General features: G+C 63.9%; 14 protein-coding genes. 5 read left to right on the forward strand and 9 right to left on the reverse strand.

The features are described 5' to 3' along the window. Nucleotides 1–47: 47 nt before the first annotated feature. Nucleotides 48–254, reverse strand: a complete 207-nt coding sequence (locus tag D9R08_RS10520) for a DUF6356 family protein (RefSeq protein ID WP_199709330.1) — start codon at nt 252–254, stop codon at nt 48–50. A gap of 117 nt (nt 255–371) precedes the next feature. On the opposite strand from D9R08_RS10520, the gene D9R08_RS10525 reads away from it, so the two are divergent. Further along, complete coding sequence (locus tag D9R08_RS10525) at nt 372–830, forward strand: Lrp/AsnC family transcriptional regulator (RefSeq protein WP_121898019.1); 459 nt, start codon at nt 372–374, stop codon at nt 828–830. Between the two features lie 137 nt (nt 831–967). Here the strand turns inward: D9R08_RS10525 and D9R08_RS10530 are convergent, their stop codons facing one another. The 3 genes from D9R08_RS10530 to recA form a co-directional block, all read right to left on the reverse strand. After that, nucleotides 968–1,258 carry a DUF1330 domain-containing protein gene (locus D9R08_RS10530; protein WP_121898020.1) on the reverse strand — a complete coding sequence of 97 codons (291 nt, stop codon included), beginning with the start codon at nt 1,256–1,258 and terminating at the stop codon, nt 968–970. Between the two features lie 3 nt (nt 1,259–1,261). Then, nucleotides 1,262–3,922 (reverse strand): alanine--tRNA ligase, encoded by a 2,661-nt coding sequence (gene alaS / locus D9R08_RS10535; protein WP_121898021.1) that lies wholly within the window; start codon nt 3,920–3,922, stop codon nt 1,262–1,264. A 212-nt stretch (nt 3,923–4,134) separates the two neighbouring features. Next, on the reverse strand, nt 4,135–5,217 hold the full coding sequence (gene recA, locus D9R08_RS10540; protein WP_121898022.1) for a recombinase RecA: 1,083 nt from the start codon (nt 5,215–5,217) through the stop codon (nt 4,135–4,137). Between the two features lie 184 nt (nt 5,218–5,401). Between recA and D9R08_RS10545 the strand changes: the two genes are divergently transcribed. After that, nucleotides 5,402–6,007: a gamma-glutamyl kinase gene (locus D9R08_RS10545; RefSeq protein ID WP_121898023.1), complete on the forward strand. Its 606-nt coding sequence runs from the start codon at nt 5,402–5,404 to the stop codon at nt 6,005–6,007. Nucleotides 6,008–6,067: 60 nt separating this feature from the next. On the opposite strand, the gene D9R08_RS10550 is transcribed toward D9R08_RS10545, so the two are convergent. The 5 genes from D9R08_RS10550 to D9R08_RS10570 all read right to left on the reverse strand — a co-directional run bounded on the left by D9R08_RS10550 (nt 6,068) and on the right by D9R08_RS10570 (nt 13,317). Continuing rightward, nucleotides 6,068–8,419 carry an ATP-binding response regulator gene (locus D9R08_RS10550; protein ID WP_121898291.1) on the reverse strand — a complete coding sequence of 784 codons (2,352 nt, stop codon included), beginning with the start codon at nt 8,417–8,419 and terminating at the stop codon, nt 6,068–6,070. Nucleotides 8,420–8,546: 127 nt separating this feature from the next. Then, the gene (locus D9R08_RS10555; RefSeq protein WP_121898024.1) at nt 8,547–9,719 is read right to left on the reverse strand and encodes an RsmB/NOP family class I SAM-dependent RNA methyltransferase; all 1,173 of its coding nucleotides are present in this window, start codon (nt 9,717–9,719) and stop codon (nt 8,547–8,549) included. 31 nt (nt 9,720–9,750) lie between these two features. Continuing rightward, nucleotides 9,751–11,205: an IMP dehydrogenase gene (gene guaB, locus D9R08_RS10560; protein WP_121898025.1), complete on the reverse strand. Its 1,455-nt coding sequence runs from the start codon at nt 11,203–11,205 to the stop codon at nt 9,751–9,753. A 107-nt stretch (nt 11,206–11,312) separates the two neighbouring features. Continuing rightward, complete coding sequence (locus D9R08_RS10565; protein WP_121898026.1) at nt 11,313–12,029, reverse strand: RlmE family RNA methyltransferase; 717 nt, start codon at nt 12,027–12,029, stop codon at nt 11,313–11,315. Nucleotides 12,030–12,159: 130 nt separating this feature from the next. After that, complete coding sequence (locus D9R08_RS10570) at nt 12,160–13,317, reverse strand: Ppx/GppA phosphatase family protein (RefSeq protein WP_121898027.1); 1,158 nt, start codon at nt 13,315–13,317, stop codon at nt 12,160–12,162. A 236-nt stretch (nt 13,318–13,553) separates the two neighbouring features. Between D9R08_RS10570 and D9R08_RS10575 the strand changes: the two genes are divergently transcribed. Genes D9R08_RS10575 through D9R08_RS10585 form a run of 3 tightly spaced genes read left to right on the forward strand, consistent with a single transcriptional unit; the run spans nt 13,554 to nt 15,807 of the window. After that, entirely contained in the window at nt 13,554–13,865 is a 312-nt protein-coding gene (locus tag D9R08_RS10575; protein ID WP_121898028.1) for a virulence factor, read from the forward strand. A gap of 34 nt (nt 13,866–13,899) precedes the next feature. After that, a complete protein-coding gene (locus D9R08_RS10580) occupies nt 13,900–14,829 on the forward strand; it encodes a methylenetetrahydrofolate reductase (RefSeq protein WP_121898029.1) in 930 nt (309 codons plus the stop codon). Between the two features lie 12 nt (nt 14,830–14,841). Further along, a complete protein-coding gene (locus tag D9R08_RS10585) occupies nt 14,842–15,807 on the forward strand; it encodes a methyltetrahydrofolate cobalamin methyltransferase (RefSeq protein ID WP_121898030.1) in 966 nt (321 codons plus the stop codon). Nucleotides 15,808–15,922: the final 115 nt, after the last annotated feature.

Here is a 15,922-nt window from a genome sequence, read left to right on the forward strand (position 1 = left end):
GGGTGGTCACACGCCCTGCTTCCGGGCCAACGGCGGCGAACAGCCGGTTACTGTCCGCGATTATGGGTCTTGGCATAAAGCTCGGCGGTGATCCGGCTGGCGGTTTTCTCGAACAGGCACGGGATCACCGCATGGACCGCCGCAGCGCAGCTTGCCAAAAACAGACGGCCCGCGAATTTACCGGCAAAGGCCGCGTGTTGCAGATAGGTTTCGTCCACATCCTGCGGATGGCTCAGAAAGATACGCGAGATCATTCGGTCCTCCATGTCCTGTCGCAAGGCCAATCATGACCGGCATGGAGAGAGAATGCCTCCCATATCCGTCGCGGATTTTACGTGATTTTGGGAGATATGCACGATATGGCTGTGACTATGGAGACATTTGATGAAACGGATCGCCGAATCCTGAGCGTTCTGCAACGCGAAGCCGATATCGCACTGGAAGAGTTGGGGGCAAGGGTGGGCCTGTCGCGCAATGCCTGCTGGCGCCGTGTCCGTGCGCTGGAGACACGCGGTGTCATCACCGGGCGTGTGGCGCTGCTCGACCCCGCAAAACTGGGCTTTGGCCTGATGGTGTTCATTCAGGTCCACGCGGCGCGTCACGACGCGGAGTGGTTGGAGAAATTCGGGCGCGCCGTGCGGGAAATGCCGGAGATCCTCGGTGTCTACCGGATGACCGGCGATCTCGACTATCTGATCCGCGCCCGCGTGGCCGATGTCGCGGATTACGACAAGCTGTATCAGCGGCTGATCCGGAAGGTGGAACTGAACGACGTTTCCGCCAGCTTCGTGATGGAAGAGCTGAAGGATGCCCTCGCCCTGCCCCTGTGATGGCGGCGGCGCCCGGTCGCGTCGCACCGGGCCAGCGGCAAATCCGCCTGGTCCATCATTCAGCGCGACAGGGCATCAGTGTCGCCGCCCCTCCGATCTGGTTTAAGCGGTCGGCAGCATCCGGCAGGGACCGGCGCTCAATCCAGCGCTTCGACCAGGACCAGATCCCGTTCGGACGCGCCTTGAGCGAAGCTCAACGCTTCCTGATACCGGTCTGAATGATAACAGGTTTCCGCCGCTTCAAGGCTGGGAAACCGCGCCACGACATTGCGCGGATGGGCGCGCCCTTCCTTCTGTACCGCCCGGCCCCCGCGGGCCAGAAACGTCCCGCCATGTTCGGCAATCGCCTCGGTCGCGATGGCGGCGTATTTCATATATGCCTCCTCGTCGGTGACAGTGACATGGGCAATCCAGAATGCTCCGGGCATCGGCTATACTCCTTGCAAAACAGCCTCGGCGGCCTTGATCGCGGCAGGGGCCTTGCTGGCATCCGCGCCGCCGCCCTGGGCCAGGTCGGGCCGTCCGCCACCCCCCTTGCCACCAAGTTCGGGGACCGCCGCGCGGACCAGATCGACCGCGCTCAACCGTTCGGTCAGATCATCGGTCACACCGGCGGCGACGGCAGCCTTGCCGCCCGCATCGGCGATCAGCAGAACCGCACCTGAGCCGAGCCGGGCCTTGTGCTCATCGACAAGGCCGGGCAGATCCTTGCCGGTGACGCCCTGCAAAAGCTGCGCGTGGAAGGCCATGCCGTTGATCTCGCGCGCCTCGGGCGCGGGGGCGCCTGCCGCGCCACTCATCGCCAGTTGCTTGCGAAGCTGCGCCACCTCATTGGCAAGGCTCTTGCGCTCTTCCTGAAGGGCCGCGACCCGGTCCAGCACCTCGCCCGCCGGAGCTTTGAGCGCCAGCGCCACCTCGGCAAGGCGGCGATCCTGGCCCGACAGATACTCGAACGCCGCCGCCCCCGTCAGCGCCTCGATCCGGCGCACCCCGGCGCTGGAGGCGCCGTCGCCAAGCGTCACGAACACACCGATATCGCCGGTCTGGCGCACATGAGTGCCGCCGCAAAGCTCGATCGAATAGGTCCGCTTGTCCGCGCCCTTGCCCGAGCCATCAAGCATGCCCATGGATACCACACGGACCTCATCGCCGTACTTCTCGCCAAATAGCGCCTGCGCGCCGAGGTCACGGGCCGCATCCGGCGTCATGATCCGCGTTTCGACGGGGCCGTTCTGCCGGATGAAGGCGTTCACTTCGTCTTCCACCTGTTTCAGTTCGGCGAGGCTCAGCGCCTTGGAATGGCTGAAGTCGAAGCGCAGCCGGTCGGGCGCGTTCAGGCTGCCGCGCTGAGCCACATGGTCGCCAAGCGCCCGCCGCAACGCCTCGTGCAACAGATGCGTGGCCGAGTGATTGGCCCGGATCGTGTCGCGCCGCCCGTGATCGACCTCAAGCACCGCCGCCTTGCCGCAGGCGATCTCGCCCTCGGTGACCTCCGCCATGTGCAAGAACAGATCGCCGGCCTTCCGTGTGTCGGTGATCCGCGCCTGCCCCGTTTCGGTCTTGAGCGTGCCGCTGTCACCCACCTGCCCGCCCGCTTCGGCATAAAACGGCGTCTGGTTCAGCACGATGGCGATACGCTCTCCCGCCCTGGCCGTCTCAACGGGCGCGCCATCGCTGACCAGGGCCAGGATCTGCCCCTCCGCGATTTCGGTGTCATAGCCGAGGAATTCGGTCGCGCCATGCTCGTCGGCCAGATCGAACCAGATCTTGGCATCCGCCGTCTCACCGGACCCGACCCAGGCGGCCCGCGCCTTGGCTTTCTGTTCGGCCATCGCCGCATCGAACCCGTCCACATCGACCACACGGCCCTTTTCGCGCAGCGCGTCCTGCGTCAGATCGAGCGGGAAGCCGTAGGTGTCATAAAGCTTGAAAGCCGTTTCGCCGGGCAGATGCGCATCCTCGGGCAGGTCATCCAACGCCTCGTCCAACAGGCGCAACCCCCGGTCCAGGGTCGCGCGAAACCGCTCTTCCTCCAGCTTAAGCGTCTCGGTGATCAGCGCCTGTGCGCGGCCGAGTTCCGGATAGGCCTGCCCCATCTGCGCGACCAGCGCCGGCACAAGGCGATACATCAGCGGATCCTGTGCACCCAGAAGATGCGCATGGCGCATGGCCCGGCGCATGATCCGGCGCAGCACATAGCCGCGGCCCTCGTTCGACGGCATTACACCGTCGGCGATCAGGAAGGAAGTGGAGCGCAGATGGTCCGCGATCACCCGATGATGTACGTTTTTCGGGCCGTCCGGATCCACGGATGTTGCATGGGCGGAGGCCTCGATCAGGCTGCGCATCAGGTCGGTGTCGTAATTGTCATGCTTGCCCTGCAACAGCGCACCGATCCGCTCCAGGCCCATGCCGGTGTCGATGGACTGCATCTCAAGCGGCACCATGGAGCCGTCGGCGAACTGCTCATTCTGCATGAAGACGATGTTCCAGATCTCGATGAACCGGTCGCCATCCTCCTCGGGAGAGCCCGGCGGGCCGCCCCAGATATGATCGCCGTGATCGTAGAATATCTCGGTGCAGGGGCCGCAAGGCCCGGTGGGGCCCATCTGCCAGAAATTGTCATGGGTCGGGATGCGGATGATCCTGTCTTCGGGCACGCCCACCTTTTTCCAGACTTCGAACGCCTCGTCGTCGGTATGGTAGACCGTGGCCAGCAAACGGGTCCTGTCGATCCCGAAATCCCGGGTGATCAGTTCCCAGGCATAGGGGATCGCCTCATTCTTGAAGTAGTCGCCGAAGCTGAAATTGCCCAACATCTCGAAGAAGGTATGGTGCCGGGCCGTATAGCCGACATTATCCAGATCGTTGTGCTTGCCGCCCGCGCGTACGCATTTCTGGCTGGACGCCGCGCGGGTATAGTCGCGGTGTTCCAGCCCGGTGAAGACATTCTTGAACTGAACCATCCCCGAATTGGCAAACATCATCGTGGGGTCGTTACGCGGCACAAGCGGGGAGCTTTCGACAATCTCATGCCCGTTGCGGCCGAAATAGTCGAGGAAGGTCGTGCGGATATCGTTCAGGCTGGCCATGTGACGTCTCTTCTGGAGTGGCGGATCGCGCGTTAGAGGGATGTAGCCTCGCCGCACGGCCCTGTCCACAGGCCAATCCGGCCCGGCGATCACAGAAGAAAAGGCACCGCCATCGCGATGCCTTTCCGGGGGATATGCAGGACCCTCAAACCTGGGCCGGGGGCTTTTCGGGACGGGGCACGCTCGGGCGTGCCGGTCGCTCCGCCGCCGGCCTAGTCCTCGATCATGTCCTCGTCATCGGCCACGGCTTCGCCCGGGGCCAGATCGAAATCCAGACCATGGGCCGCGCGGATCTTGTCTTCGATCTCCAGCGCGATCTTGGGGTTGTCTTTCAGAAACTGCTTGGCGTTCTCGCGCCCCTGGCCGATGCGCTCATCGCCGTAGGAGAACCACGAGCCGGATTTCTCCACCACGCCGGCCTTGTTGCCCAGATCCAGCAACTCACCGGTCTTGGAGATACCTTCGCCATACATGATGTCGAACTCGACCTGCTTGAAAGGCGGCGCCACCTTGTTCTTCACCACCTTCACGCGGGTTGCGTTGCCGACCACCTCGTCACGATCCTTGATCGCGCCGATCCGGCGGATGTCCAGACGGACCGAGGAATAGAATTTCAGGGCGTTGCCGCCGGTCGTGGTTTCGGGGCTGCCAAACATCACGCCGATCTTCATGCGGATCTGGTTGATGAAGATCACCATGCAGTTGGAGCGGCTGATCGACCCCGTCAGCTTTCGCATCGCCTGGCTCATCAGGCGGGCATGCACACCGACCGAACTGTCGCCCATGTCGCCTTCCAGTTCCGATTTCGGGGTCAGGGCGGCGACTGAATCGACAACCACCATGCTGACCGCGCCGGAGCGCACCAGCGTATCGACAATCTCCAGCGCCTGCTCCCCGGTGTCGGGCTGGCTGATCAGCAACTCATCCAGATCTACGCCCAGCTTCCGGGCGTATTGCGGATCAAGCGCATGTTCGGCATCGACAAAGGCGCAGACCCCGCCCTTTTTCTGCTCCTCTGCCACCGCGTGCAGCGTGAGTGTGGTCTTGCCCGAGCTTTCCGGCCCGTAGATCTCGATCACCCGGCCTTTCGGCAGGCCGCCGATGCCGAGCGCGATGTCCAGACCCAGAGACCCGGTGGAGGTCGCCTCGATATCCTTGATGACGTTTTCGCCACCCAGTTTCATGATCGAGCCCTTGCCGAACTGGCGTTCGATCTGGGCAAGCGCACTGTCGAGCGCCTTTTGCTTATCCGCGGATTTTCGGTCGGTCATGTCCAGAATGTTCGCCATTGCCATGAGTGTTGATCCCTTATTTCATACCGCCATGGGGGCGGCAATGATGCTCTGTGTTCGCCTCTTGTTCTAGCTTGGTGATGCGCACAAAAAGAGAACATTTCAAGTGAAATCTTGTAGAGCCAAGTTTTTTCCCGGAAGCGTTAAGAACCGGTTAGCGTAGGAAAAATCAGACAAGGGTGTGATCATGTTATTGTTCTGGAAGCAAAAACTGGTTCTTTTCGCAGTACCCAAAACCGGCACGACGGCGTTGGAGGCGGCATTGCTGCCCCATGCCAGCGCGGCGATCCTAGATCCGCCGGGCATGAAACATGTCTCCGTCAGCCGCTACCGCAACATGCTTGCGGGATTCTTCGAACAGCGCGGCCGCCATGAAATGGAAACTATGGCGGTGATGCGCGAGCCCATATCCTGGCTCGACAGCTGGTACAGGTATCGCCGCCGCCCGCAACTGGCCGGCAAGGACAATTCGACCGAGGGGGTCGATTTTGACGGTTTCATCACCGCCTGGCTGACGGACAATCCGCCCGCATTCGCCAATATCGGATCACAGGCCCGGTTTCTGCGCGACGGGGATGCGGCCTGCGGGGTTACCCATCTGTTTCGCTATGACCGGCTGGAGGAAGCGGTCGATTTTCTCGAAACCCGGCTCGGCGCGGATCTGGCCCTGCCCCGGCGCAATGTTTCTCCAGAAATGGCGGTGGATCTGTCCCCGAAACTGGAGAAACGGCTGCGCAGCGAACGGTCGGCGGAATTCGATCTCTGGGCCTGGCTCACGGAACGGCGACCCTAGTCAGATACACCTCGGGCCAATGATCCTGGCCGCGTGGCCGGCCATCGGCCGGCCCCTGGCTCAATGCAACTGGCGTTGCACCGTCGCCGTCAGGTCCGAGAGCGAGAACGGTTTGGGCAGGAAGACCGAATTCGGGATCTCTTCGCTGGTCTTGTCCAGTGCGTCCTCCGCATAGCCCGAGACGAACACGACCTTCACCCCAGGCCGATCCTTGAGTGCAAGGCGCACCCAGCTTGGTCCATCCATTCCCGGCATCACGACATCGGTCACGAAGACATCCACGGAGAGCGCCGAATCGCGCAGCGTTTCCAACGCCTCCTCCGCATTCTCCGCCTCCAGCACCGTATATCCGCGCAGCCGCAGAGCACGGGAGGCAAAGGCGCGCACCGGGGCTTCGTCTTCGACCAGCAGAACGACCCCGTCACCCGGCGCGGCCGGACCGGTGTCCTGCTCCGCTTCGGGCGCTTCAGGCTCTGCCGGGGCCGGCGGCTGTGCTATCCGCTCCGGAACCGCCGTCGCCGGACGCTCCGATGGAACGGGGGACTCCTCCGCCGCCGGATGATCATGGGCCGGACAGTAGATCGTGAAGGTCGTGCCCTTGCCGATCTCGCTGTCAACGAAGATGTAGCCGCCCGTCTGCTTGATGATCCCGTAGACCATGGACAATCCAAGGCCCGTGCCCTCACCGACGCCTTTCGTGGTGTAAAACGGCTCAAATATGCGTCTGACCTTGTCGGCGGGAATCCCCGAGCCCTCATCTCGGACAGTGATCGAAACGTATTGCCCGGGCGGCACCACCGCCTCATCCCGGCTGAGCGCTTCGCGGAGCCGGACCATCCGGGTCTCCACATGGATCGCGCCGCCATCGGGCATCGCATCACGCGCGTTCACCACAAGATTCATCATGACCTGATCGAGCTGTCGGGAATCGGCCCGGATTGGCAACAGGGCCGGGTCATGGGACAAATGTAGTTGCACCTTTTCTCCCACCAGCCGGTTCAGAAGATGGGTCAGGTCCCCCATCGTATCGCGCAGGTCGAGAAGCTCGGGCTGCAGCGTCTGCTTCCGCGAAAAGGCCAGCAATTGCCCCACCAGACTGGCCGCGCGGTTGGCGTTCTGGTTGATCTGCACGAGATCCCCGTAATCCGGATCGCCCTGATCGTGGCGCAGCAGCAGCAGGTCGCAATGCCCGGTGATCGCGGTCAAGAGGTTGTTGAAATCATGGGCCACGCCGCCAGCCAGTTCGCCGATGGCCTGCATTTTCTGGCTCTGGACGAATTGCTGCTCCAGCGTCTTCAACTCGGTCGCGTCATGCATCACCGCAAGCAGCGAGGGGCCTTTGCTGGTGGCGATGCGTCCTAGGGTGATCTGCAGGAAGCAATCCTCGTCCCGGCGTTTGGCGCGCACCACTTCGGGCCGGTTGGGAATACGTTCCTCCAGCGTGTCGCGGATCCAGTCTTCGATCGGGCGGCCGAGCCCCTCCACCAGGTTCGACAGAAACGGCCCCTCCCCCGGCGAAAGACCCAGAAGTGTCTGCGCATGCTGGTTGAAGGCCAGAACCTCGCCATCGCCGCCGATATGGACAAGCGCGACAGGCAATGCCTCGAACGCGCGGGCCGCCACGCCCTCGTCACCGATACTCCCGCTGACGCAGGCGGGCACCAGATAAATCTCGCGCCGCCCATCGCCGGCCCTGATTTCAACCGGGGTTACGTCAATCGTGCCCGTTTCGGTCCGCAGGCTCCGCCGCTGACCGGGGATCAGGGGCAGTTGCCTGAAAACTTGCGACAGGCTTCGTGCCCGGCGCCCGAGCGTGTCGCGCATCGCATCGTTCATCGACAGGATCGTGTCATTCTGGCTGACCACCATCATCGGCAGGGCGATGTGATCGCCGCTGCGATTGGTGCTCTCAACGCTTTCATCCAGCCGCCAGAGCGTTCCCTTTCCGACGCGATATGCCGTAACCCGGACGTGACCCTTGCGGGTTACCACGGTTTCCCGCGCCATCCTGGTGCGCGAAAGGGTGGTCTCCTGCCGGAACACCACCGCCGGCGCATTTGCAAGCAGGCCGCTGAGCGCGCGCGACATGGGCTGGCCCGCGCGGTCTCCGAACCGGTCCGTCGCCGAGATGTTCTGGGCAAGAACCAGCCCCTGTTCGTCGGTGCAGAAACACGGCGCCGGATCAAGCTCAATCAGTGAAATCGCCTGTATGAGCGCGCGACGCTCCCCGGATTTTCCAAGATGGGTCCTTGCCATCAGCATCAGCGCCAGAACCGCGATCGAACCGGACGCGGCAAAGAGCAAAAGCGCCCCGAGCGGGGACGGCACGAACCAGCCGGCGGCGGCACATATCGCGGCCATACCGAACAGCAGCCATGGCTGACGCGGGGCCGCTCCGAGGGGAACCCGCATCTTGCCGGGCTCCAAAGCCTGATCCGCCACAGTCAACCTCCAATCCGATTCGGTGTCTCCCATTTCGCAATCAAATGCTTAAACGGGTCTTAAAATCGGCGTGCGACCGCCAGCTTTTCCTAAATTTTTAAGCTGTGGAGGTGGCCTGCGTCAACTCGGCCATGAAAAACCCGTCCGACGCGGTCAGTGGGGTCTCGGTATGCCGCTCGCTCAGAACCCAGCCAGGCGTGCGGGCAAGGAAGGCTTCAACCTGTTTCTCATTCTCCGAATGCAGGAGTGAGCAGGTCATGTAGACAAGCGATCCGCCGGGGCGCACCAGCCGGGCGGCCCGATCCAGAATATCGGATTGCAGCCGTTGCAGATCCGCCAGCCGCTCCGGTGTCAGCCGCCATTTCGCTTCGGGATCCCGCCGCCATGTCCCGCTGCCGGAGCATGGAACATCCGCAAGCACCAGATCGAACGGACCCGCGCGTGTCAGCGCGGATGTTTCCCGTGCAATCAGCCGAACCCCTGCGCGGCTCGCGCGCGCGGGCAGATCGGCCATGCGCGCCGGATTAGCGTCATGCACAACGATCTCCGCCTCGGAACGGGCGGCAATGGCCAGCGCCTTTCCGCCGCCGCCCGCGCAGTAGTCGAGGATGCGCCCGGCCACCGGCCAGTCCACCGCTGCGCAGGCCCGCTGTACCGACAGATCCTGCAGTTCCACCAGCCCATCCTGATAGGCCTGCGCGTGCCGCACGCCGCGCGCGCCGGAGACCACTTCGATCGCGGTCTCGCATCCCGGAACCGCCCGGGCCCCGATCCCGCTTGAAGCCAGAAGCGCAACTGCTTCATCTACCGTGGTTTTTCTCAGATTGGCCCGCAGATACACAGGCGCGCGTTGCGCCATGGCGCGCGCCAGATCCGGCAGGTCGGTACCGAAGCTCTGCCGCAGCGCGGGCAACAGCCAGCCGGGCAGATCGGCCAGCACATCCGGCGCCTGCACGGGGATCGAGGCTTCGGCCGGGCTCAAAACAGGCGGCGCGAACCCCTGTCCGGTGAAGATCGGCTCCGGGGCCAGACCGTTCAACCGGATCAGACCGAGCACGAGGCCGCGGCCGGTCTCCGCTCCGCCAAGCGCCGCACAGCGATCCTTGCAGCGCAGCACGTCGAACACATGGTCGCGCACCGCGGCGCGGTCTTTCGATCCGGCATATCGCGCCCCCCGGGCCCACCCCGTCAGCGCCTTTTCCACGGGCACATGCTGCAACCAGCGATCCAGAACGGTCATCGCTGCGGCATATCGCGCTTCGGGGGTCACGTTATTACATCAAGATTGGCCGGCATCACGCTCACCCCAAACGATAATTAGGGCTTTCTCGTGTGATCTGAACGTCATGCACATGACTTTCCTTGAGACCAGAGCCGGTGATCCGCACGAAACGGCAGCCCTGGCGCATTTCGGCGACCGTCGCACTGCCGGTATAGCCCATGGCGGCGCGCAACCCGCCGACCAGCTGATGGATCACGGCGCCAGCGCTGCCCTTGTAGGGCACCTGCCCCTCGATCCCTTCGGGCACCAGCTTGTCGCTTGCGGCATCCTTCTGAAAATACCGGTCGGCAGACCCCCGGGCCATCGCGCCAAGCGACCCCATGCCCCGGTAGCTCTTGAAACTGCGGCCCTGATACAAGATCACTTCTCCGGGGCTTTCATCGGTCCCGGCGATCATGCTGCCCACCATCGCGCAATGCGCACCCGCCGCGATCGCCTTGGCAAAATCGCCGGAGTACTTGATACCGCCATCGGCAATCACCGGCGTACCCGTGATTGCGGCCGCCTCGGCGCAATCCATGATCGCGGTCAATTGCGGCACACCCACGCCGGCCACGATCCGCGTCGTGCAGATGGAGCCCGGCCCGATCCCCACCTTGACCGCGTCCGCGCCCGCGCCGATCAATGCGCGTGTCGCTTCGCCCGTCGCGACATTGCCGGCCACGACCTGCACGGCGTTGGAAAGCTTCTTGACCCGCTCCACCGCGTGCCCCACGCCTTCGGAATGCCCATGGGCCGTGTCGATCACGATCAGGTCGCATCCCGCATCGATCAACGCCTCGGACCGCTCGAACCCGGCATCGCCCACGGTCGTCGCCGCGGCCACGCGCAGCCGCCCCAGTTCGTCCTTGCAAGCCGAGGGGTTCAGAACCGCCTGTTCGATATCCTTGATCGTCAGAAGCCCGGTCAGACGGCCTGTCTTGCTCACGACCAGCAGCTTTTCGATCCGCCGGGCCTGCATCAGGCTGCGCGCGGTCGCCAGATCGGCGGGCTCTTCCAGCATCGCGAGATTGTCGGAGGTCATCATCACCCTCACCGGCGTGCTGTCATCGGTCGCAAAGCGCATGTCGCGATTGGTCACGATGCCCAGAACGCGCCCGGCCTCGTCCACCACCGGAAACCCGGTGATCCGATAACGTTCCTGCAGGGCCTTGGCATCGGCGAGCGTCTGGTCGGGCTTCAAAGTGATCGGGTTGTAGACCACGCCGCTTTCGAAGCGCTTCACGCGCCGGACCTCGCGCGCCTGCGCCTCGATATCCAGATTGCGGTGGATCACGCCCATGCCGCCGGCCTGCGCCATGGCGATCGCCATGCGCGCCTCGGTCACCGTGTCCATGGCAGAGCTGAGAAGCGGGATGTTCAGAGAAATGGACGCGGTCACCTTCGTCCGCGTATCCGCCGTGCTCGGCAGCACCGACGAGGCGCCCGGCACAAGCAGCACATCGTCGAAGGTAAGGGCCTCACGAATCTCCATCACGCGACCTCCTGGGGGAGTTTCCGTTGGCATGCTGCTATCTCATGGGGCGCGCCGAAGGGAAACCCCCAAATCTGGTACGCCCCGGCTTTGGCGAAATTGCCACGTCACTCCGCATCCTCGACAGGCTTGAAGCCGGTGGCGACGACGAATTTCTCAGAACTGTCGGCACGGCTCGCCGCCGGTTTCACATTGGCCACCTTGGCGAACCGCTGCTTGAGCCGCTTCTGCAACGTCCCCTCGGCGCCGCCGGCCAATACCTTGGCGACGAAGGTGCCGCCCTCCTCCAGCACGTCGAAGGCCAGTTCCGCCGCCGCCTCACACAAGGCGATGATCCGCAAATGGTCGGTCTGCTTGTGCCCCGAAGCCGCTGCAGCCATGTCGCTCATCACCACATCGGCTTTGCCGCCAAGCCAGGCTTTCACCTGCGCGTCCGCCCCGTCTTCCATGAAATCGAGCTGGAAAATCTCGGCCCCGGCAATCGGCTCGACCGGCTGCAGGTCAAGCCCGATGACCCGGCCCACCGCCTTGCCCGGGCGTTGGCCCAGGGCGTTGACCCGCTTCACCGCCACCTGACACCAGCCGCCCGGTGCACATCCCAGATCAACCACCCGCGCTCCGGGCACCAGAAACCGGTACTTGTCGTCGAGTTCGGAGATCTTGAACGCCGCGCGCCCGCGATACCCCTCCGCCTGGGCCCGTTTCACATACGGGTCGTTCAACTGCCGTTCAAGCCACAGGGTCGAGCTGAGCTTGCGCCCCCGAGCGGTCTTCACCTTCACCCGCAAATCGCGCTGCCCGCGCCCGCTTGTGCCCTTCGCCATGTTGCGCTTGAGCTCCTTGCCTCAGTGTTTCAAAAATCATCCCGACGGAGACCTCGCGGCCGAACCGCGCGCGTCCCGCCCCGGTGCATGACGACCTCGCCGGATCCCGGGCAAGGCTCGGACGCCATTTCTATAGCGGACCATCCTCCAGAACACCATCGGAGGACATCTGCGCATAAAGCAGCCCCTCCCGCAGGCCCCTGTCGGCCACGCTCAGCCGGTCAGTGGGCCAGGCGCGCAGCAGCGCCTGCAGTATCGCCGCGCCCGACATGATGAGGGTCTGCCGGTCCCGTCCGATCCGAGGGTCCTTGCGCCGGCCTTCGGGGCCAAGGCTCAGATATCCCTGAATGACCGTGTCGATCTGATCGGAGGTCATCCGGAGCCCGTCCACCTTGTTGCGGTCGTAGCGCCGCAAGCCCAGATGGCTGGCCGCCACGGTCGTGACCGTCCCGCTGGTGCCGATGATCTGGAATCCCTCGCGGGCCTGATCCGCCGCATCGTCATAGGGCGAGAAATCCGCCAGCTGTTCCTCGAAGTACCAGCTCATGAGCGCGTAGCGCGCGCTGTCGTCGGTCACGTCCGAATACATGTCCTTCAACGTCGCCACGCCCAGTGGCACGGAGATCCAGTCCACCACCTTGGCGCGCGGAAAAACCGTATCCTCGTGATCGAAGCCCTGATGCAGCCGCATGATCGCGCGGGGCCGTTCCAGCGCGGGCACCCGGCTCAGATCGATCCAGACGAGCTCGGTCGAGCCGCCGCCGATGTCGACGACCAGCAATTGCTCGGTCCGGGTGGACACCAGCGGCGCGCAGGAGACCACGGCCAGCCGCGCTTCCTCCTCCGGCTCGATGATCTCCAGCTCCAGCCCCGTGTCCCGCTTGACCACATTGATGAAATCGCGCGCATTGACCGCACGCCGGCAGGCTTCCGTCGCCACCAGGCGGGCGCGGCGCACATCGTGCTGGCCAAGCTTGCGCTGACAGATCTTCAGGGCGCCGACCGCGCGCGCCATGGAGCTTCGCGACAGCCGGCCCGACGCCTCAAGCCCATGGCCCAACTGCACGGATTTCGAGAATGAGTCCACCACGTGCAGCTGATTGCCCTTGGGCTGCGCAATCAGCATGCGACAGGAATTGGTGCCCAGATCCAGCGCGGCATAGAGATCCGCGGGATCGGGGCGATTGTCCGCAGCGGATCTCCGTTCGACAGGCGGGGCCGCCACCGGGCTGACCGGGGCGACGGGTCTGGGGAACGGGCCGCCACCGTGAACACGCTTGCGTGACATCGGCCCCTCCGAATGATCAAGTTGTCCCGAATGTAGCGACCCGCTCGTGAACTCACAATGCTCTTGCTCGCCCTCAACATCATCATGAGAATTATGACAGCCCGCGGCGCTGGCCTGAGCCCGCCTCAGCGCCTAAGGTTCGGCCGGGGTCGTTCCGGCCCCAATTGATGTCGAAAACAGGCCCGGTGGGCAGGTCAGCCGCCCATATGGTGACGGCCAGAGATAAGGATTCGCCCATGCCCGCCGTCACCATCGTTTACTGGCGTGATATCCCGGCCCAGATCATCGTGGGCAAGGGGCGGCGCGGGTCGAAGGCCCCCCTCCCCGAGCGGTTCGAACAGGCGATCGACCGCTGCGCGATGAAGGTCGGCGCCAAGGACGATGACGCGTATCTGGCCGATTGGCGCAAGGCCGAGCCGTTCGAGGTTGAGGGCGCGCCGGACGAAATCGCGGCGACGCAGGCCAAGCTTCTGGACCGAACCTACGATCAGGACCGCCTGAAAACGCTGATCGCCAATGACGGATGGGAAAGCGGCAAGACCGCGTGATCCCATGCGCCCGACATCACCCCTGGAGAGATTGATGGCCCTGTTGAACTTCAAGCGCACCGCCGCCGCAATGCCCGCACCGCCGGTCAACCCCGAACTGGAGGCATTTCTGGACGGCTATTCGATCGAGGTGATGCCCCGCACCGCAGAGAAGGTCGAGGATTTCCGCGCGCTCCTGCCCGAAGGGACCCGCGTCTACATCGCCCATATCGAGGGCACACCGATTGACGACATGGTGGCGACCGCCGCGCGTCTTGCCGCCAATGGCTATGCGGTGATGCCGCATTTCCCTGCCCGCATCATCGCCGACAAGGCAACGCTTGCCGACTGGATCGCCCGCTATCAGGGCGAGGCGGGCGTCGATCAGGCGCTGCTTCTGGCCGGCGGCCCGCCAAAGCCCCTCGGCGCGTTCCACAGCTCCATGCAGTTGATGGAAACGGGTCTGTTCGACAAGGCGGGCTTCAAGCGTCTGCATGTTGCCGGGCATCCAGAGGGCAATCGCGACATCGACCCCGACGGCGGCGACGCCATGGTGATGGAGGCGCTTCGCTGGAAACAGGATTTTGCCGACCGCACCGATGCGGAAATGGCGCTGGCCACGCAATTCGCGTTCGAGGCCGCACCGGTGATCGCATGGGCCGATCGCCTTTCCGCCGAAGGTATCCGCCTGCCGATCCATATCGGTATCGCGGGGCCCGCCAAGCTGCAGACCCTGATCCGCTTCGCCATTGCCTGCGGGGTTGGCCCGTCGCTCGATGTGCTGCAGAAGCGGGCCAAGGACGTCACCAAGCTGCTCTTGCCGTTCGAGCCTCTGGACATCCTGACGAAACTGGCCGCGCACAAGGCCGCCAATCCGGATTTCAATATCGAGGCGGTCCATTTCTTCCCCTTGGGTGGCATCAAGACGAATGCCCAGTGGGCCATCGATCACGGGGGCGCCTCGACCCGCCCCGCCAATCTCTGAACAGGAACATCCATGACCCGCACTGTCCTTGAGTCCAAATCCAAAACCGTCGTTATCGGCTTTGACGAACCGTTCTGCGTGATCGGCGAACGGATCAACCCCACCGGACGCAAGCTGCTGGCCGCTCAGCTTGAAGCAGGGGATTTTTCCACCGTAGAGAAGGACGCGCTGGAACAGGTGGCCTGTGGCGCGATGGTGTTGGATGTGAATGCGGGCGTCGTCTACAACTCCAACCCCAACCCCAACGAGACCGAACCGCCGCTCATGGGCAAGATGATCGAGCTCGTTCAGGGGCTTGTGGATGTTCCTTTATGCATCGACAGCTCCGTTCCCGGCGCGCTGGAAAAGGGGCTCGAACTCGCCGAGGGCCGCCCGCTTCTGAACTCGGTCACCGGAGAGGAGGAGCGGCTGGAGGCGATCTTGCCGCTCGTGAAGAAATACAACGTGCCGGTGGTTGCGATCTCGAATGACGATACCGGCATCTCCGAAGATCCGGATGTGCGCTTCGCCGTCGCCAAGAAAATCGTAGAACGGGCCGCCGATTTCGGCATCCCGGCCCATGATATCGTGGTCGACCCGCTGGTGATGCCCGTCGGCGCCATGGCCACTGCCGGGCGGCAGGTGTTCACGCTGGTGGCGAAACTGCGTGAAGAACTGGGCGTAAATACCACCTGTGGCGCGTCGAATATCTCTTTCGGCCTGCCCAACCGGCACGGCATCAACGCCGCTTTCCTGCCGATGGCGATCGGGGCGGGAATGACCAGCGCCATCATGAACCCGGTACGCCCGGTGGAGATGGAGGCGGTGAACGCCGCGAATTTCCTGATGAACCACGATCCGAATGGCGGCAAATGGATCGGCTTTGCCAAGGTTCTGGAGGCCGTGAAGGAGGGCATGCCCTTCCCCGAGGCGGCAAAGGCCGCGATTGCATCGGGTGCGGGTCGCAGCGGGCGCCGTGGCGGGCGCAGACGGGCGTGAGCGGGAGGGATCGGCCAGCCGGGCCGGTCGTGCGGCCCCGAAACCGCATGTTGACCAAACCATATCTAGGGCGGAACACTCCGCAGGACGCAGCCGCGGAGAGAGCATGCCCCCT

This window comes from Rhodophyticola porphyridii, assembly GCF_003688285.1.
Classification (GTDB): Bacteria; Pseudomonadota; Alphaproteobacteria; order Rhodobacterales; family Rhodobacteraceae; genus Rhodophyticola; species Rhodophyticola porphyridii.